General features: G+C 71.4%; 16 protein-coding genes. 10 read left to right on the top strand and 6 right to left on the bottom strand.

What is annotated here, in order from left to right:
* Nucleotides 1–161 precede the first annotated feature (161 nt).
* Nucleotides 162–953 carry an RNA polymerase sigma factor SigF gene (locus ACF1AL_RS26550; protein ID WP_391820203.1) on the top strand — a complete coding sequence of 264 codons (792 nt, stop codon included), beginning with the start codon at nt 162–164 and terminating at the stop codon, nt 951–953.
* Between the two features lie 76 nt (nt 954–1,029).
* Here ACF1AL_RS26550 and ACF1AL_RS26545 read toward each other — a convergent pair whose 3' ends face one another.
* A complete protein-coding gene (locus tag ACF1AL_RS26545; protein ID WP_391778322.1) occupies nt 1,030–1,365 on the bottom strand; it encodes an ANTAR domain-containing protein in 336 nt (111 codons plus the stop codon).
* A 130-nt stretch (nt 1,366–1,495) separates the two neighbouring features.
* On the opposite strand from ACF1AL_RS26545, the gene ACF1AL_RS26540 reads away from it, so the two are divergent.
* Nucleotides 1,496–2,299 (top strand): VOC family protein, encoded by an 804-nt coding sequence (locus ACF1AL_RS26540; protein ID WP_366837692.1) that lies wholly within the window; start codon nt 1,496–1,498, stop codon nt 2,297–2,299.
* Nucleotides 2,300–2,419: 120 nt separating this feature from the next.
* Here ACF1AL_RS26540 and glgX read toward each other — a convergent pair whose 3' ends face one another.
* Complete coding sequence (glgX, locus tag ACF1AL_RS26535) at nt 2,420–4,594, bottom strand: glycogen debranching protein GlgX (RefSeq protein WP_384202968.1); 2,175 nt, start codon at nt 4,592–4,594, stop codon at nt 2,420–2,422.
* A complete protein-coding gene (locus ACF1AL_RS26530; RefSeq protein ID WP_366837691.1) occupies nt 4,591–5,097 on the bottom strand; it encodes a pep a2 in 507 nt (168 codons plus the stop codon). Before ACF1AL_RS26530 ends, glgX begins: the two co-directional genes overlap by 4 nt.
* Nucleotides 5,098–5,389: 292 nt before the next feature.
* Between ACF1AL_RS26530 and ACF1AL_RS26525 the strand changes: the two genes are divergently transcribed.
* The 6 genes from ACF1AL_RS26525 to ACF1AL_RS26500 all read left to right on the top strand — a co-directional run bounded on the left by ACF1AL_RS26525 (nt 5,390) and on the right by ACF1AL_RS26500 (nt 14,269).
* A complete protein-coding gene (locus ACF1AL_RS26525) occupies nt 5,390–5,689 on the top strand; it encodes a DUF5133 domain-containing protein (protein ID WP_366837690.1) in 300 nt (99 codons plus the stop codon).
* Nucleotides 5,690–5,761: 72 nt separating this feature from the next.
* Nucleotides 5,762–7,717: an alpha-1,4-glucan--maltose-1-phosphate maltosyltransferase gene (locus ACF1AL_RS26520; RefSeq protein ID WP_391827661.1), complete on the top strand. Its 1,956-nt coding sequence runs from the start codon at nt 5,762–5,764 to the stop codon at nt 7,715–7,717.
* Between the two features lie 32 nt (nt 7,718–7,749).
* Complete coding sequence (treS, locus tag ACF1AL_RS26515) at nt 7,750–9,468, top strand: maltose alpha-D-glucosyltransferase (RefSeq protein WP_384202956.1); 1,719 nt, start codon at nt 7,750–7,752, stop codon at nt 9,466–9,468.
* A gap of 25 nt (nt 9,469–9,493) precedes the next feature.
* Nucleotides 9,494–10,897, top strand: a complete 1,404-nt coding sequence (locus ACF1AL_RS26510; protein ID WP_391705786.1) for a maltokinase — start codon at nt 9,494–9,496, stop codon at nt 10,895–10,897.
* 3 nt (nt 10,898–10,900) lie between these two features.
* On the top strand, nt 10,901–13,120 hold the full coding sequence (gene glgB / locus ACF1AL_RS26505) for a 1,4-alpha-glucan branching enzyme (protein WP_391705783.1): 2,220 nt from the start codon (nt 10,901–10,903) through the stop codon (nt 13,118–13,120).
* A gap of 60 nt (nt 13,121–13,180) precedes the next feature.
* A complete protein-coding gene (locus ACF1AL_RS26500; protein WP_366841738.1) occupies nt 13,181–14,269 on the top strand; it encodes a glutamate--cysteine ligase in 1,089 nt (362 codons plus the stop codon).
* A gap of 37 nt (nt 14,270–14,306) precedes the next feature.
* On the opposite strand, the gene ACF1AL_RS26495 is transcribed toward ACF1AL_RS26500, so the two are convergent.
* Entirely contained in the window at nt 14,307–14,540 is a 234-nt protein-coding gene (locus tag ACF1AL_RS26495; protein WP_384202945.1) for a DUF6480 family protein, read from the bottom strand.
* A 158-nt stretch (nt 14,541–14,698) separates the two neighbouring features.
* Here ACF1AL_RS26495 and ACF1AL_RS26490 point away from each other — a divergent pair, with 158 nt between their 5' ends.
* Complete coding sequence (locus tag ACF1AL_RS26490) at nt 14,699–16,600, top strand: AMP-dependent synthetase/ligase (protein WP_391827659.1); 1,902 nt, start codon at nt 14,699–14,701, stop codon at nt 16,598–16,600.
* A 72-nt stretch (nt 16,601–16,672) separates the two neighbouring features.
* Here the strand turns inward: ACF1AL_RS26490 and ACF1AL_RS26485 are convergent, their stop codons facing one another.
* On the bottom strand, nt 16,673–16,960 hold the full coding sequence (locus tag ACF1AL_RS26485; RefSeq protein WP_391827657.1) for a DUF4190 domain-containing protein: 288 nt from the start codon (nt 16,958–16,960) through the stop codon (nt 16,673–16,675).
* 219 nt (nt 16,961–17,179) lie between these two features.
* Here ACF1AL_RS26485 and ACF1AL_RS26480 point away from each other — a divergent pair, with 219 nt between their 5' ends.
* On the top strand, nt 17,180–17,614 hold the full coding sequence (locus ACF1AL_RS26480) for an ATP-binding protein (RefSeq protein WP_366841744.1): 435 nt from the start codon (nt 17,180–17,182) through the stop codon (nt 17,612–17,614).
* Nucleotides 17,615–17,814: 200 nt separating this feature from the next.
* On the opposite strand, the gene ACF1AL_RS26475 is transcribed toward ACF1AL_RS26480, so the two are convergent.
* A complete protein-coding gene (locus ACF1AL_RS26475) occupies nt 17,815–18,270 on the bottom strand; it encodes an ATP-binding protein (protein ID WP_391705777.1) in 456 nt (151 codons plus the stop codon).
* Nucleotides 18,271–18,535 lie beyond the last annotated feature (265 nt).

The following is an 18,535-nucleotide window of genomic DNA, read 5'->3' as shown; positions in this document are numbered from 1 at the left end:
TTTCACCCATCCGGAAGCAGGGAATCCAGTTTTCAGTGCTTCGGACAGGAGGCACGTCCGTGGGATCGGTCCGCCGGACCTGATGCCCTTTCTTGTCCGGTCCGCGCGCTCGCCCCACGGTGTCTGTCCACCCAGCACCCCGCTGAGGGAGGCGCGCATCGATGCGTACCGCCATCAGGACGCAGCAGCACCCGCACGACGACGCTCCCGACACCGCCGAGGACTTCGCCCTGCTGGTGACGCTGCCCGACGGCCCCGAGCGCAGGGCACTGCGCGATGAACTCGTCCGCCTGTGGCTGCCCATGGCCGAGCGGATCGCCGTACGTTTCCGCGGTCGCGGAGAGTCGCTCGAAGACCTGTACCAGGTGGCGGCTCTCGGGCTGGTCAAGGCGGTCGACCACTTCGACCCCTCGCGCGGCGGCGCCTTCGAGGCGTACGCCGTGCCGACGATCACCGGTGAGATCAAGCGGCACTTCCGCGACCACATGTGGACGCTGCATGTGCCGCGCCGGGTCCAGGACCTGCGCAACCGGGTACGGCGCGCGGTCAAGGAACTCGGCCAGACCATCCCGGGACGACAGCCCACCGTCGCCGAGATCGCCGCGTACGCGCAGCTCACCGAGCAGGAGGTGCGCACCGGTATGGAGGCCCTGGAGTGCTTCTCCGCGCTGTCGCTGGAGGCGGAGATGCCCGGGACCGACGGCTACGCCCTCGGCGACGCGCTCGGCAGCCTCGACCCGGGCTACGACACGGTCGTGGACCGCGAGGCCGTCAAACCGTGTCTGCAGGCGCTCCCGGAGCGCGAGCGGACCATCCTCTACCTGCGGTTCTTCCAGGGCATGACGCAGAGCAGCATCGCCGAGCAACTCGGCATCTCGCAGATGCACGTCTCGCGGCTCCTCAGCGGCTGCTTCGCCCAGCTGCGCGAGGAGATCCTCGCCGACCACCGCTGACCCGCCGGGCCGGCGGCCCTCGCCGCACACCGGGTGAACCGGCAGCCTCCCCTGACTGCCGGGCCCCCGCGCGGCGTCACGGGGCGGGCGGGGCCCCCGGGATCTGGGTGGGGCCGTGGCGGTCGAGGGCGTCCTCCAGCTCCGCACGTATCTGCTGCGGCATGTCGCCCTCGCGGGCCCAGATCAGTATCAGCTCGGCGACGTTGCGCAGCTTGATGTTGGTGTGCTGGGAGACCTCCTTCAGCACCAGCCATCCCTGATCCGGCGTCACCCGGCCGAGTGCCACGATCATCCCGATCGCCTGGTCCACCACGGCGTGCGAGGTGACGGCTTCCTTCAGCTGATCGACTTCCTCCTGGAGCTCGAAGAGCCGACCGGTTTCGTCGTCCGGTTCACGCGGTACTCGTGCCACTCCTCCATCCTTCCCCCCGCAGCCCTCCCGGCGCTACCGGGCGTACTCGACAGGCGGCCCCCACGGATCCGGTCGGACACTGGAGGAGGACCGGCGGCACAACGGCCGAAGAGATCAGGACGCGAGCGCCATGAACCACGACACGCCCCCCTCCCTGCGAGCGACCCAGGTCGTCTCCTCCCACCATGTCTTCGGCGCGCCCTGCTGGGTGAGCCTGACCAGTCGCGATCTGGAGACGACCCAGGACTTCTACTCGGCGGTGCTGGGCTGGAAGTGGCGCAAGGGCAAGCTGGGCGACCGGTTCCGGATCGCGCTCGCGGACGACGTGCCGGTCGCCGGGATCGCCGCGGTCGCCACGATGTGGCAGATGGCGGTCGCCTGGACGCCGTACTTCGCCGTGCCCAGCGCGGACGAGGCCGTCTCGCGGGCCCGGGAGCGCGGCGGCACGGTGGCCGTCGGGCCGATCTCGCTGCCGCCGGGGAGGGCGGCGCTGATCGCGGACCGGGACGGGGCGACGTTCGGGATCTGGGAGGGTGAGCTCTTCACCAACTGGGAGAACTGGCGGCGCGCCGCCCCGGCCTTCATCCGGCTGCACACCCGGGACGCCTTCGACTCCGCGATCTTCTACGGCGAGATCCTCGACTGGGCCTCCGGCCGCCCCGGCTGCTGCGAGGTCGGCTACGAGCGCGACGAGGTCGTGCTGCGCAGCGACGGCGAGATCGTCGCCCGTATCGAGTCCGGCGCCCTGGAGGCGGCACCCGATCCGACGATCCGCCCGCACTGGCAGGTCCACTTCGCCGTCACCGACGTCACCGCCTGCGCGCTGGCCGCCGAGCAGCACGGCGGCGCGGTGCTGGGCAAGGCCGCCGACGAGGCGGTCCTGCGCGACCCGGACGGCGCCCAGTTCACGATCACGGCCCGCATTCCGCGCTGAGCCCCGAGTGGGCTCGCGCCCGGCGCACCGCACCGGCGCCGGCGCCGGCCCGGTGCCACCGTCCCGCACACAGCACGGCGCCGCCGCCCCGAGCAGGGGCGGCGGCGCCGTGTCATGCCCTCACTCCCGGTCCGGCACCGGCGGCCGCTTGCCGTGGTCGCGGGAGGGGCGGGAGAGGACGACCAGGCTGCGGGCGGCCACCGTGACGTCGGTGGCGGCCTTGTACTCGGTCTCGTCGGGCACGCCGTCGGGCTCCGCGGTGTCCACGCGGGCCGTCCAGCGTTCGCCGTACGGGGCGTCGGGCAGGCGGAAGACGATCGGCTCCCAGTAGCTGTTGAGCAGCAGCAGGAAGGAGTCGTCGACGACGGGGCGGCCGTAGCGGTCCGGCTCGGCGATGGCGTCGCCGTTCAGGAACACGCCGACGCAGTGGGCGTCGGAGCGCTGCCACTCCTCGTCGGTCATCTCCTGGGCGTCCGGCAGCAGCCACACCAGGTCCGGCAGCGGCTGGTCGGCGTTGGTCGCCGTCTCGCCGCGGAAGAAGCGGCGGCGGCGCAGCACCGGGTGCTCGGCGCGCAGCCGGATCAGCCGGCGGGTGAAGTCGGCGAGGTCACTCTGTTCCTCGGTCAGCCGCCAGTCGATCCAGGAGATCTCGTTGTCCTGGCAGTAGGCGTTGTTGTTGCCGCGCTGGGTGCGCCCGAGTTCGTCGCCGTGGCACAGCATCGGGATGCCCTGGGACAGCAGCAGCGTGGCCAGCAGGTTGCGCTGCTGGCGGGCGCGCAGCTCCAGCACCGCCGGGTTCGCGGTCTCGCCCTCGGTCCCGCAGTTCCAGGACCGGTTGTGGCTCTCGCCGTCCCGGTTGCCCTCGCCGTTGGCCTCGTTGTGCTTGTCGTTGTACGACACGAGGTCGCGCAGTGTGAACCCGTCGTGCGCGGTGACGAAGTTGACGCTGGCGCGCGGGCGGCGCCGGCTGTGCTGGTACAGGTCGGAGGACCCGGTGAGCCGGGAGGCGAACTCGCCGAGCGAGCCGGGCTCGGTGCGCCAGAAGTCGCGCACGGTGTCGCGGTAGCGCCCGTTCCACTCCGACCACAGCGGCGGGAAGTTGCCCACCTGGTAGCCGCCCTCGCCGACGTCCCACGGCTCGGCGATCAGCTTGACCCGGCTGATCACCGGGTCCTGCTGGATCAGGTCGAAGAACGCCGACAGCCGGTCCACCTCGTGGAACTGGCGCGCCAGGGTGGCCGCGAGGTCGAAGCGGAACCCGTCGACGTGCATCTCCGTCACCCAGTACCGCAGCGAGTCCATGATCAGCTGCAGCACGTAGGGATGGCGCATCAGCAGGCTGTTGCCGGTGCCGGTGGTGTCGTAGTAGTGCGCGTAGTCGCCGTCGACCAGGCGGTAGTACGAGGCGTTGTCGATGCCGCGGAAGGACAGCGTCGGGCCCTTCTCGTTGCCCTCGGCGGTGTGGTTGTAGACCACGTCGAGGATCACCTCGAGGCCGGCCGCGTGCATCGCCTTGACCATCGACTTGAACTCCGCGACCTGCTGGCCCCGGCTGCCGTGGGCGGCATAGGCGTTGTGCGGCGCGAAGAAGCCGATGGTGTTGTAGCCCCAGTAGTTCGACAGGCCCTTGTCCTGCAACACCCCGTCCTGCACGAACTGGTGCACCGGCATCAGCTCGACGGCGGTCACCCCGAGCGAGGTGAGGTGGTCGAGGATCGCGGGGTGGGCGAGCCCCGCGTAGGTGCCGCGCAGCTCGGGCGGGATGTCGGGGTGGGTGCGGGTCAGGCCGCGCACATGCGCCTCGTAGATCACGCTGTCGGCGTACGGCGTGCGCGGCGGCCGGTCGTCGCCCCAGTCGAAGAAGGGGTCGGTGACCACGCCCAGCATGGTGTGCCCGGCGCTGTCCGCCGGGTCGGGGCCCTGCGGGTTGCGCTCGTAGAGCGAGGGGTGGTTGTCGATCTGCCCGTCGACGGCCCGCGCGTACGGGTCGAGCAGAAGCTTCGCCGGGTTGCAGCGGTGCCCCAGGGTCGGCGCCCACGGCCCGTGCACCCGGTAGCCGTAGCGCTGGCCGGGTCCGACGCCGGGCAGGTAGCAGTGCCAGACGAAGCCGTCCACCTCGGTCAGCGGGACGGTGCGGTGTCCGCCGCGTTCGTCGACGAGGACCAGCTCGACCCGCTCGGCGACCTCGCTGAACAGCGCGAAGTTGGTGCCCTGCCCGTCGAAGGAGGCACCGAGCGGGTAGGGGTGCCCGCTCCAGGCGGGCACCCCTGCCGTCTTGTGGTGCGCGGCGGTCACCGGCTGACCTCCAGCACGTCGCCCACCGTCTCGCCGGCCAGTGCGACGGCCGGCATCGCGCGCGGCACCTGCAGCATCTCGCGCATGGCCGGGGCCGGAGTGGTCGGCACCAGCGGTTCGCGGTCGCCGGTGCGGGCGCGCTGCGAGAACCAGATGACCTTGCTGCCGGTGTCGGTGGCGCAGCAGCCCCACCCGTCGCTGCTCGCCGCGATGCGTTCCAGGCAGGCCCGCAGGTCCTGGTCCGGGCGCAGATCGCAGTCGTTCTCCCCGATCGCGGTGATGAGGTGCTGGCCGTTCCACCACATCTCGATGGAGGTGTTCTTGTCGGTGGCGTGTTCGTCGATGGCCTGCAGCAGCATGGTGGTGCTGCGGCACACGGGCTCGACCAGGTTCTCCAGGTCCCAGTACTTCAGGTGCGCGGCCAGAATGCGCTTGACCTGTCCGACCCGCTCCGGGCTGACTTCCACGTCTAGGTGGTAGTAGCAGGGCACTGCGGTCTTCATCGTCGTTGGCTCCTCACCGGCGACGCTCACGTTCCCCACGCCCTGGCGGGCGGAGCCCCGAACACGAAGCGTGAGCGATGTTCGCTTCTGAGTCACCTCCCACACTGAGGGTGATACGCCATTCGTGCAACACGAGCACACCACGGCCAAGATCCAACAGGACGGTAGGTCATCGCGCGTGCACCATAAGTGAAGGCCACGAGAGGTTTTTCGGCTGATGCCCCTCTGCTCGCGCGGCCGGCCCGTTTGTCGGGCGTCGTACCTCTCGCACTCCCGGAAGGTGAACAGCGCCATGCTGCTACCCGCGAAAGCCGAAGTCGCCAGGCATCTGCAGCGGTACCGCGCCTGGGAGCGGGCCATGCTCGCCTCCCCCGCCGACAGCTCGGTACGGGCCACCTTCGAGGACACCGGATACACCCTGTGCGTGCTCATGGGCAAGCGTTGCGCCCGGGAGGCCGCCGACGCCGCGGAACGCTATCTGCGCTCGGACGCGGCCGGCTCCTTGTGGCAGGGCAGCCCGCGGCGGCGGGCGAAAAACGTGGCGCGCAGGAGTGGATCACGCTCCACCCGGCGTTTCCCGGCGGAGCACTAGCCCTCCTCCGGTGCAGCTTGGACATCCACCAGCCGGGCCACGGCCCGGCTTCGAGCACGCAGGAGGTTCACGATGAAGTCCACCAGGCCCATCGGCCGTATCCCCGTGCGGGACGTCCATCCGCGCGTGGAGTGCGGCAGGCGACCGGCGAAGGCCGTCGTGGGCGAGACGTTCCAGGTGAGCGCCACGGTGTTCCGCGAGGGACACGACGCGGTCGCCGCGAACGTCGTCCTGCGCGGCCCGGACGGCCGCAAGGGGCCGTGGACTGCGATGCGTGAACTGGCCGAGGGCAGCGACCGCTGGGGCGCCGAGGTGACCCCGGACGCCGAGGGCCACTGGACGTACACGGTGGAGGCGTGGAGCGACCCGGTCACCACCTGGCGCCGGCACGCGGCGATCAAGATCCCGGCGGGCATCGACACGGGCCTGGTGCTGGAGGAGGGCGGCCAGCTGTACGAGCGGGCGGCGGCGCGGGCGCCGCGCGGCCCGGCGCGCACGCTGCTGCGGGAGACCGCGAAGCGGCTGCTGGACGACTCCCTGCCGGTGCAGGAGCGTTACGCCGCCGCGCTGGCACCCGAGGTGGACGAGGTGCTGGCCCGGTATCCGCTGCGTGAGCTGGTCACGGCCTCCAAGGCCATGCCGCTGCTGGTGGAGCGGGAGCGGGCCCTGTTCGGCTCCTGGTACGAGTTCTTCCCGCGCTCGGAGGGCACGCCCGAGCAGCCGCACGGCACGTTCCGCACGGCCGCCCGCAGGCTGCCGAAGATCGCCGAGATGGGCTTCGACGTCGTCTACCTGCCGCCCATCCACCCGATCGGCACCACCTTCCGCAAGGGGAAGAACAACACCCTGGAGGCCGGACCCGACGACGTCGGCGTGCCCTGGGCGATCGGTTCCTCCGAGGGCGGCCACGAGGCCGTCCACCCGCAGCTGGGGACGATCGAGGACTTCGACTGGTTCGTCGCCGAGGCCCGCTCGCACGGCCTGGAGATCGCCCTCGACTTCGCCCTGCAGTGCTCCCCCGACCACCCCTGGGTGCACAAGCACCCCGAGTGGTTCCACCACCGGCCGGACGGGACGATCGCCTACGCGGAGAACCCGCCGAAGAAGTACCAGGACATCTACCCGATCGCCTTCGACGCCGACATGGACGGCCTGGTGGCGGAGACGGTGCGGGTGCTGCGGCACTGGATGGACCACGGGGTGCGGATCTTCCGCGTGGACAACCCGCACACCAAGCCGGTGGTCTTCTGGGAGCGGGTGATCGCGGACATCAACGCGAGCGACCCGGACGTGATCTTCCTGGCGGAGGCGTTCACCCGGCCGGCGATGATGCACACCCTCGCCCAGATCGGCTTCCAGCAGTCGTACACGTACTTCACCTGGCGCAACGGCAAGCAGGAGCTGACGGACTACCTCACCGAACTGTCGGGGGACGCCGCCTCCTACATGCGGCCGAACTTCTTCGCGAACACCCCGGACATCCTGCCCGGGTACCTCCAGCACGGAGGGCGCCCCGCCTTCGAGGCACGCGCGGTGCTCGCCGCGACGCTCTCCCCCACCTGGGGCATCTACTCCGGTTACGAGCTGTGCGAGAACACGCCGCTCAGGGAGGGCAGCGAGGAGTACCTGGACTCGGAGAAGTACCAGCTCACGTCCCGGGACTGGGCGGCGGCCGAGCGCGAGGGCCGCACCATCGCCCCGCTGATCACCCGCCTGAACGACATCCGGCGCGGCCACCCGGCACTGCGCCGGCTGCGCAACCTCCGTTTCCACACCACCGACAACGACGCCGTCCTCGCCTACAGCAAGCGCGAGGGCGACGACACGGTGCTCGTGGTCGTGAACCTCGACCCCCACCACACCCAGGAGGCCACGGTCTCGTTGGACATGCCACGACTCGGCCGCGACTGGCACGCCGAGCTGTCCGTGCACGACGAACTGACCGGTGCGACCTACCGCTGGGGAAGCGCCAACTACGTGCGTCTCGACCCCGGTCGGACGCCGGCCCACGTGTTCCACGTCCGGTGAGCCACCCCACGAAACGGAGGTCGATCAGCCCCATGTCCGTCAACTCGCCTGTTCCCGACACCTTCGAGGACACCCCGGCCAAGGACCGGGACCCCGAGTGGTTCAAGCGTGCCGTGTTCTACGAGGTCCTCGTCCGGTCCTTCCAGGACAGCAACGGCGACGGCGTGGGCGATCTGAAAGGCCTGACCGCCAAGCTCGACTATCTGCAGTGGCTGGGCGTGGACTGCCTGTGGCTGCCGCCCTTCTTCAAGTCGCCCCTGCGCGACGGCGGTTACGACGTCTCGGACTACACCGCCGTGCTGCCGGAGTTCGGCGACCTCGCGGACTTCGTGGAGTTCGTGGACGCCGCCCACCAGCGCGGCATGCGCGTGATCATCGACTTCGTCATGAACCACACCAGCGACCAGCACCCGTGGTTCCAGGAGTCGCGCAAGAACCCGGACGGTCCTTATGGCGACTACTACATGTGGGCCGACGACGACAAGCAGTACCAGGACGCGCGGATCATCTTCGTCGACACCGAGGTGTCGAACTGGACCTTCGACCCGGTCCGCGGCCAGTACTTCTTCCACCGGTTCTTCTCCCACCAGCCGGACCTGAACTACGAGAACCCGGCGGTGCAGGAGGAGATCCTGGCCGCGCTGCGGTTCTGGCTCGACCTCGGCATCGACGGCTTCCGGCTGGACGCGGTGCCGTACCTGTACGCCGAGGAGGACACCAACTGCGAGAACCTTCCGGCCACCCATGAGTTCCTGAAGCGGGTGCGCCGGGAGATCGACCTGATGTACCCGGACACGGTGCTGCTGGCGGAGGCCAACCAGTGGCCCGAGGACGTGGTCGACTACTTCGGCGACTACGCCGCCGGCGGCGACGAGTGCCACATGGCGTTCCACTTCCCGGTCATGCCGCGCATCTTCATGGCGGTCCGGCGGGAATCGCGCTACCCCGTGTCGGAAATCCTGGCGAAGACCCCGCCGATCCCCTCGGGCTGCCAGTGGGGCATCTTCCTGCGCAACCACGACGAGCTCACGCTCGAGATGGTCACCGACGAAGAGCGCGACTACATGTACGCGGAGTACGCCAAAGACCCGCGGATGCGCGCGAACATCGGCATCCGCCGCCGCCTCGCGCCGCTGCTGGACAACGACCGCAACCAGATCGAGCTGTTCACCGCGCTGCTGCTGTCCCTGCCCGGCTCGCCGATCCTGTACTACGGCGACGAGATCGGCATGGGCGACAACATCTGGCTCGGCGACCGCGACAGCGTCCGCACGCCCATGCAGTGGACCCCGGACCGCAACGCCGGCTTCTCCACGGCCGACCCGGGACGGCTCTACCTGCCGACCATCATGGACCCGGTCTACGGCTACCAGGTCACCAATGTCGAGGCGTCCATGGCGTCGCCCTCGTCGCTGCTGCACTGGACCCGCCGGATGATCGAGATCCGCAAACAAAACCCCGCCTTCGGTCTGGGGACCTACACGGAGCTCACCTCCTCCAACCCCGCCGTCCTGGCGTTCCTGCGCGAGTACGAGGACGACCTCGTGCTGTGCGTGAACAACTTCTCCCGCTTCGCCCAGCCCACCGAGCTGGACCTGCGGGCCTACAACGGCCGCCATCCGGTCGAGCTCTTCGGCGGCGTGCGCTTCCCCGCCATCGGAGAACTGCCCTACCTGCTCACCCTCGCAGGCCACGGCTTCTACTGGTTCCGGCTCGCCCGAGTCGCATCCCGCATCGGCCGCCGACAGTAGCGCGCCGAGGAAAGGACGCGTCACCATGCCGAAGACCGCATCCCTCCAGCCGAGCAGTACCGGAGGCTTCCTGCATCTGGACTCGCTCGCGGGTCTGCTGCGCGAGTGGCTGCCGCGGCAACGCTGGTTCGCCGGGAAGGACCGGCCGGTCACGGATCTGCGTCTGCTGTCGGTGACCGAGCTGTTCCCGGGCTGTCTGCATGTGCTCATCCATGCCGCGCACGCCGGGTCGCCCGGGCCGCACGCCGGCGTGCCCGCGCCCGGCGGCACGGCCGCCCCGGCCTCCCCCACCCCGGCCGGCGGCGACTGCTACCAGCTGCTGCTCGGCTTCCAGGAGCACCTCTCGCCCCGGCTGGGCAAGGCGCTGATCGGGCGGGCGGAGAGCGGCCCGATGGCCGGCCTCACGGTCTACGACGCTCTGCTGGACCCGCGCTCGGCGCATCTGCTGCTGGAGCGGATGCGGCACACCGGCACGCTCGGGCCGCTGCTGTTCGACTCCGACCCGTCGGTGCCGATCCCGTCCGGGCTCGCGCCCCGGCTGCTGGACGCCGAGCAGTCGAACACGTCGCTGGTGTACGGCGACGCGTTCATCCTGAAGCTGTTCCGGCGCATCCAGCCCGGCGTCAACCCCGATCTGGAGGTGCCGCTGGCGCTCGCCCGCGAGGGCTGCGCACGGGTGCCGGCGCCGGTGGCCTGGATGCGCACCAGCCGGCCGGAGGAGGCCACTCTGGGCGTGCTCCAGCCGTTCCTGCCGGACGCCGCCGACGGCTGGACCCTGGCGCTGCAGGCGCTCTCCCGCGGTGAGGACTTCACCGCCGAGGCGAGCGCCCTGGGCGCGGCCACCGCAGAGGTGCACCTGGCGCTGGCCGCGGCCTTCCCGGCCGCCTCGCACGCCGAGAACGCCCGGCTGGCGGCGGCGATGACCGAGCGGCTGGACGCCGCCGCCCATCAGGTCAAGGCGCTGCGGCCGCATGTGCCGGGGCTGCGGGCGGCGTTCGGCGCGCTGGTGGCCTGCGACCCGGGCCCGCCGGCCCAGCGCATCCACGGCGACCTGCACCTGGGCCAGGTGCTGCGCGCCGGGCGCGAGTGGTTCGTCATCGATTTCGAGGGCGAGCCGTCGCGGCCACTGGCCGAACGGCGCAGCGAGCACTCGCCGGTGCGGGACATCGCCGGCATGCTGCGCTCCTTCGACTACGCGGCCCGGCAGCGCCGGCCGTGGCGCCCCGAGTGGGCGCGCCGCTGCCGGGAGGCCTACTGCGCGGGCTACGCCGCGCGGGCGGGCTGGGACCCGCGCAAGAAGCACGCCCTGCTGCGCGCCTACGAGACGGACAGGGCCGTGTACGAAGTGCTCTACGAGGCCAAGCACCGTCCTGCCTGGCTTCCCGTACCCATGGCGGCGATCGAACGACTCGCCGTGAGAGGAGACTGACCCGTGGCGCTGCGCGACACCTCACTCCCCGAGCCGTCGGGCCCGGCCCGCACAGCGGCCACCGACCTGGACCCGGCCGACCGGGGCCGGCTGCTGGCGGGTGCCCATCACGATCCGCACGCGCTGCTGGGCGCCCGTCCGGTGCCGGGCGGAGTGCTCTTCCGGGCGCTGCGCCCGTTCGCCCGCGCGGTCAGCGTGGTGGTGGGCCGCAAGCGGCACCCGCTGGCCTCGGACGGCGACGGCCTGTTCTCGGCCGTACTGCCGCTGAAGAAGATCCCCGGCTACAAGCTGGCGGTGGCCTACGAGGACGCCGAGTACGTGGTGGAGGACCCGTACCGGTTCCTGCCGGCGCTCGGCGAGTTCGATCTGCACCTGATCCGGGAGGGCCGGCACGAGCAGCTGTGGCAGGCGCTCGGCGCGCACCCGATGACCCACGAGGGCGTGGCCGGCACCCGGTTCACGGTGTGGGCGCCGAACGCGCAGGGAGTGCGGGTCGCCGGGGACTTCACGTTCTGGGACGGCACGCAGTTCCCGATGCGCTCGCTGGGCGCGTCCGGGGTGTGGGAGCTGTTCCTGCCGGGCGTCGGCGAGGGCACCCGGTACAAGTTCGAGATCACCTCGCGCCACGGCCACCGGTTCCTGAAGGCGGACCCGATGGCCCGGTGCACGGAGGTGCCGCCGGACACCGCGTCGATCGTGACGTCGTCGCAGTACGCGTGGGGTGACGCCGAGTGGATGGCGCACCGCGGCGACGTACCGGTGCACCAGGCGCCGTTCTCGGTGTACGAGGTGCATCTGCCGTCCTGGCGGCCTGGTCTGACGTACCGTCAGTTGGCTGAGGAGCTGCCGGCGTACGTCAAGGACCTGGGCTTCACGCACGTGGAGCTGATGCCGGTCGCCGGGCACCCGTTCAGCGGATCGTGGGGCTACCAGGTCACGTCGTACTACGCGCCGATGCCGCGCCTCGGCACCCCGGACGACTTCCGGTACTTCGTCGACGCCTGCCACCGGGCGGGCATCGGCGTGATCATGGACTGGGTACCGGCGCACTTCCCGAAGGACGACTGGGCGCTGGCCCGCTTCGACGGGGACCCGCTGTACGAGCCCGGGGACGACCGGCGGGCCGAGCACCCGGACTGGGGGACGTACGAGTTCGACTACGCCCGCACCGAGGTCCGCAACTTCCTCGTCGCCAACGCGGTGTACTGGTGCGAGGAGTTCCACATCGACGGTCTGCGGGTCGACGCCGTCGCCTCGATGCTGTACCTGGACTACTCGCGCGACTCCGGCCAGTGGACGCCCAACATCTTCGGCGGCAACGAGGACCTCGCGGCGAAGGCGTTCCTGCAGGAGATGAACGCCACCGTCTACCGCCGCTGCCCGGGGATCGTGACGATCGCCGAGGAGTCCACGGCCTGGGACGGGGTGACCCGGCCCACCGACAGCGGCGGCCTGGGCTTCGGCCTGAAGTGGAACATGGGCTGGATGCACGACTCCCTGCAGTACATGAGCAAGGAGCCGGTGCACCGCAAGTACCACCACCACGAGATGACGTTCTCGATGGTGTACGCCTACAGCGAGAACTACGTGCTGCCGATCTCCCACGACGAGGTGGTGCACGGCAAGCAGGCCCTGGTGTCGAAGATGCCGGGCGACTGGTGGCAGCGGCGTGCCAACCACCGCGCCTACCTGGGCTTCATGTGGGCCCACCCGGGCAAGCAGCTGCTGTTCATGGGGCAGGAGTTCGCCCAGGGCGGCGAGTGGAACGTGGAGCACGGGCCGGAGTGGTGGCTGATGGACCCCGGTTACGTGGCCGCCGGTGACCACCGAGGGGTGCAGGAGCTCGTGCGCGACCTCAACACCCTGTACCTGGGGACGCCCGCGCTGTGGCAGCGTGACACCGACCCGGGCGGCTTCCGCTGGGTGGCCTGCGACGCCGCCGACGACAACGTGTTCGCGTTCGTGCGCTACGACGCGCAGGGCGGCCCGCTGCTGGCGGTGTCCAACTTCTCGCCCGTCGTCCGCCACGACTACGTCCTGCACGTCGGCGACGGCGACGACGTCACCGCCTGGCAGGAGGTGCTGAACACCGACGCGGCGAAGTACGGCGGCGGCGACGTCACCCTGTCCGACCCCGTCAAGCCGGAGGACGGCACGATCCGGCTCACGCTGCCTCCGCTGGCGACGGTGTGGATGTCGCCGTATCCTCCGCGTTCCATCTGACGATCACGGGGAACCCGCAGTTGCGTCCCGTAGCGGCTCGGCCAGGAAGGCGGCCTGAAGGTGCGCACAGTCGGTGTGGAGGAGGAACTGCTCCTCGTCGACCCGGAGACCGGTGATCCCAAGGCTCTGTCCGCGGCCGCCCTGGCCCGCGCCGAGCACGAGGACGCCGGTCAGGAGGTCTTCGAGAAGGAGCTGTACGACCAGATGCTGGAGTTCGCCACCCGGCCGCAGTCCGGGATGGCGGGCCTCCACGAGGAGATCGTGCGGTGCCGCAAGGAGGCGGCCCGGCACGCGGAGAGCATCGGCTGCTCCGTCGCGGCGCTGGCCACGTCGCCCCTGCCGGTCAGCCCGGCGATCGGGATGAACGAGCGCTACCAGTGGCTGGCGGAGCAGTACGGCATCGCCACCCGCGAGCAGCTCGTGTGCGGCTGCCATGTCCATGTGTCGGTGGAGTCCGACGAGGAGGGTGTGGCGGTCGTCGACCGGATCCGCCCCTGGCTGCCGGTGCTGTCGGCGATCAGCGCCAACTCGCCGTTCTGGCAGGGGCGCGACTCCGGGTACGGCAGCTACCGCAGCCGGGTGTGGGGGCGCTGGCCGTCGGCGGGTCCGACCGAGCTGTTCGGATCCGTGGCGGCCTACCGCCGGCGGGTGGACGACATGGTGGCCACCGGGGCGATCCTCGACAAGGGGATGGTCTACTTCGACGCCCGGCTCTCGGAGCGGTACCCCACCGTGGAGGTGCGCGTCGCGGACGTGTGCCTGCACGCGGACACCGCGGTGCTGCTCGCCGCGCTGGTGCGGGGCCTGGTGGAGACGGCGGCCCGCGAGTGGCGGGAAGGCCGGGAGCCGGCCGCGCACAGCGTGAGCCTGCTGCGGCTCGCGGCCTGGCGGGCCGCCCGCTCGGGCCTCGACGGCGACCTGCTGCATCCGCTGACCCTGCGGCCCGCGCCGGCCGAGGAGATCGTGGAGGCGCTGGTGACGCACGTGGAGGAGGCCCTCGCAGGCTACGGGGACCTGGAGACGGTGCGGGAGTCGTGCGCGCGGCTGCTGCGTGAGGGCAACGGCGCGCGGATCCAGCGCGCGCTGCTGGAGCGCACCGGCAGCCTGCGCGACGTGGTCGCCGAGTGCGTGCGCCACACGCAGGCCTGAGCGCCCGGCGGCGCCGCCGGGCCGGGGCCGCCGGCGCTCACACCGCCAGGGAGATGGCGTAGGCCAGGAAGAAGGCCGCCACCAGCACCACGAGGACGAGGATCACCGTCAGCGGGGCCTTGGCCCAGCCCTTGGTCGGGTTGTGGACCTCGCGCGGGCCGGCCTCGGGCAGGCTGCTCTCCGCGGGCGGGGTCTCGCCCGGGGGGACGCCGCCGCCCGGCTCCAGGCCGGTCGTGCGTTCGGGTTCGGGGTCGGGGTTCGTGAAACTCATGCCCCCCGAGTCCCCCGTAGCGGACGAGATCAACGAACCTGCATCACTTCCGTGGACCGGGCACCACGGGGCGCCCGCCGGGGCTACAGTCCGACCACCGCCGACCCGGGTGGTCCCGCAGGTCAGCGGTGGAGTCGCCTCGTACCCAGGAGCAGCGCATGCCCGGTTCCGCCCTCGCTCCCCCGACCGCCGCGCCCCTGACCGGCGGGCTGGCCGACAGTGTCTTCGCGGCCGCCGACCGCGACCCGGTGCTCGCCGTGCTGGCCCGGCGCCGCCCGGACGGCGGATGGGACGAGATCAGCGCCGTCGAGTTCCGCGACCAGGTGCTCGCCCTGGCCCGTGGCCTGGTGGCGACGGGAATCCGGCCCGGCGAGCGGGTCGCGATCATGGCCCGCACCCGGTACGAGTGGACGCTGCTGTGCCATGCGCTGTGGGCGGTGGGCGCCGAGGTGGTGCCGGTGTATCCGACGTCCTCCCGCGACCAGGTGGCGTTCATCCTGCGCGACGCCGGGTGTGTGGGCGTGGTCGTCGAGGACGAGCAGGGCGTGATGACGGTGGGCTCGGTGTGCGCCTCGCTGCCGCGGCTGCGGCACGTGTGGCAGCTGGACGCCGGGGCGCTCGAGGAACTGGCGGGGCGCGGCGACGCGGTGGCGCCGACCACGGTGGACTCGCTGCGCCGGCTGGTGCTGCCCGACGCGACCGCTGTCGTGGCCTACACCTCGGGCAGTTCGGGCCGGCCGATGGGATGCGCGCTGAGCCATCGCGCCCTGGCGCATCCCTGCGACACCCTGCTGGAGGGCTGGGGGCACACCGCGGCGCCGCCCGGGCAGCAGCCGGCCGTACTCGCGTTCCTGCCGTTCTCGCACGTCTACGGCCTGATGATCCAGGGCATGTGCGTACGCGGCGGGGTGCTGCTCGGGCACGAGCCGGACATGAGCGAGGAGGCGCTGGCCTCGGCCCTGACCTCGTTCCGGCCGACGTACTTCTACGCCGTGCCGTCGGTGTTCGAGAAGCTGTACAAGAACTTCCTGCGCACCGCGCAGCGGGCCGGGCGCGGGGCGCTCTTCGAGCGGGCGGCGCAGACGGCGCGGGACTTCGCGGCGGCCTGCGAGCGGCAGCGCACGGGGCGCGGCGCGGGTCCGGGGCTGGACCTCAGGCTGCAACACGCCCTGTACGAGCGGACGGTGTACCGCCGGCTGCGGGCGGCGCTGGGCGGCCGGGTGGTGCGGGCGACGTCGGGCGGCTCGCCGCTGGGCCGCGAGCTGTCCCTGTTCTACGAGGGCATGGGCATCTACGTGAACGACGGGTACGGGCTGACGGAGACCGCCGGCGGGATCACCATGCAGCCGCTGGGCCGGGAGAAGGCGGGCACGGTCGGCCGGGCGCTGCCCGGCGTGGAGATCCAGGTCGCCGAGGACGGCGAGATCCTGGTGCGCGGGCCGTCGGTGTTCCAGGGGTACGTCGGCGCGGAGGCCGCCACGCGGGCGGCGCTGCGCGGCGGCTGGCTGGCCACCGGCGATCTCGGCCGGCTGGACGAGGAGGGATATCTCACGATCACCGGCCGCAAGAAGGAGGTGATCATCACCAGCGGCGGCAAGAGCGTGGCGCCGGCGTTTCTGGAGCAGCGGCTGCGCATGCATCCGCTGGTGCACCAGGCCGTCGTGGTCGGCGACAACCGTCCGTGCGTGGGGGCGCTGATCACCCTGGACCCGGACTTCCTCGCGCACTGGCGCCGCTCGCTGTCGCTGCCGGGTCATCATCCGCTGCGGGAGGCGCGGGAGGAGAACGCGCTGCGGGAGGAGGTGGGGCGGGCCGTCGCGGCGGCCAACAGCGCGGTGTCGCGTTCGGAGTCCATCCGGGTCTTCCGGATCCTCGCCGAGCCGTTCGATCAGGCGAGCGGCCTGCTGACTCCGTCGCTGAAGCTGCGCCGCGACGCGATCGTGCGGACGTACGCGGCCGAGATCGAGGCGATGTACGCGGCCCGTTCCCGTCCGTCCCCGTCCTCGTCCGCGCCGCCCGACGTGCTCGGCTGGGACGACTCCGACAACGTCTTCCGGTGAGGGTGACGGCGCCGTGGGTGCGTGGGGGTCACGGCACCGTCTCCCGGTGGGCGCTCGCGGTGACGCGACGGGTCAGCCGCCCACGTACCAGCTGAAGCCGCCGTGGGAGGCGGCGACCGCGATCAGCACCACGAAGATGATCAGGTCGACGACGCCGAGCACCAGACCGGCCTTGGCCAGGCCGACGCCGCCCTTGGCCGGTGCCTGGCGCAGTCCGACGGCGCCGAACACGATCGCGAGCGGACCGAGGATCACGCTCGCGAAGAGCACGCCGATGACGCCGCAGACGAGGCTCGCGACGGCCAGGCCGTTGGTGCGCGAGCCCGAGGAGGCGGCAGGGGAACTGCCGTAACTCGACATCAGTTTCTCCCTGAGTCGGGGGTATTGGGTCTGTTACGGCCTTCCGGGTGCCCCCGCGAACGGGGGCACATTCCCACAGAAAGCGAATGAATTTTCGATAGCGTGCGCCGGATCGGGACGCGTACCTTCCTGACCCCAGGGAACCCTCCAGATGGCACTGCACCAGACCCTCACAAGAAGGGACGACCGCCCCGCGGACGCCGGGGTAGTGGATGGCATATGGCAACCGAGCCGCGTTGGGACGATGCACTGACCGCCCGAGAGATGCCGAACCAGACGACACGTTTCGACGGAGAGCCGCGGGACGTGACGGGGGCCAGGCTGGCCGCGGAGGCCTTCCTCCGCGCCCTGGCCCGGATCGAGCCACCCTCCGCCGAGGAGTGCTGGCACGACATCGTGCTGATCGTTACGGAACTGGCCGCCAACGCGGTGCAGTACGCCCCCGGCCCGTTCGAGCTGCGGCTGCGGCGGACGTTCGACGGAGTGCACGTGGTGGTCCACGACACGAGCACCACTCCCCCCTCGCCGCGCCCCTTCCACCCCAAGAGCGGGGGCGGGGGCATCGGCTGGTACCTGGTACAGACCCTGTGCACGCAGGTCAGCGTGGTGACGGAGGACGACGGCAAGGACGTGCACGTCTTCCTGCCGTGGTGAGCCTCCGGCGTTCCGCCCCGGCCGGCCCTTTCGCTCCGCAGTGGTCTCCCGCGCCGCCGAGCCGCACCGCCGGGGCTTTGTTCACTTCGATGCAGACGGCAGTGAGATTTCTCGCTCCGGTGAGCCGGTGGGATCTCCCGCTCCCCCGAGCGGCGAGCCGTGATCGACTCCCCCGCGACGCAGCGCCCCGGACGCCGCGCTCAGGATTCCGGTGCTCCTGCGTCCACGGGCACCGCCCGCAGCGGTACCAGCACACTGATCGTCTTGCCGCCCCGTGGGCGCCGCGTGACCCGGACCTCCCGGCCGAGCCGGTGGATGAGCGGCCAGCCGTATCCTCCCGCGGAGGTGTGCGGCACCGGCAGCACCCCCGGGCGGTGCGCGGCCTCGGGGACGACGTCGCTGTGGTCGTGCACGGCCACGCGCACACCCTCGTCGCTGACGTGGACGTCGACACCGTCCAGCCCGCCGCCGTGCCGCACGGCGTTGGCGGCCAGCTCCGAGACGACCAGCAGCAGGTCGACGACGTCCTGTTCGTGGGCGCGGCGCGAGGGTGACTCCCAGCGCTCGCCCACGGCCGAGCGGACCAGCGCGCGGGCCTCGCCCGAGGTCGTCACCGACGCGGCGCCGGGCGCCGCCTCGCTCGTCTCCCGTTTCACCACACCTTCACCGCTCCGGGCCGTCCGGGCATGCGGCCGCTCCTGTCCTCGACGATCATCCCACGCTCTCCGTCCGGGCCGCCCCGGGCAGCCTCACGACGCCCCCCTGATCCGCCGGTGCGGCTACCCGCCGTCCGCTCCCGCATGCGGGTCTTCGCGAGTGATGCTTTCCGGCCGCTTTCCGGGCATCGCCCACCTGCCCCACCGGCCCGGCGCCCCCCATCGCGACCCGCGCCCGAGTGCGGCCGAACCCCACCGTGTACCC

It is taken from the genome of Streptomyces sp. NPDC014801, from assembly GCF_043082085.1.
Classification (GTDB): Bacteria; Actinomycetota; Actinomycetes; order Streptomycetales; family Streptomycetaceae; genus Streptomyces.
Note: the sequence above shows the minus strand (reverse complement) of the source record. Positions and strands in the feature narration are given on the sequence as shown.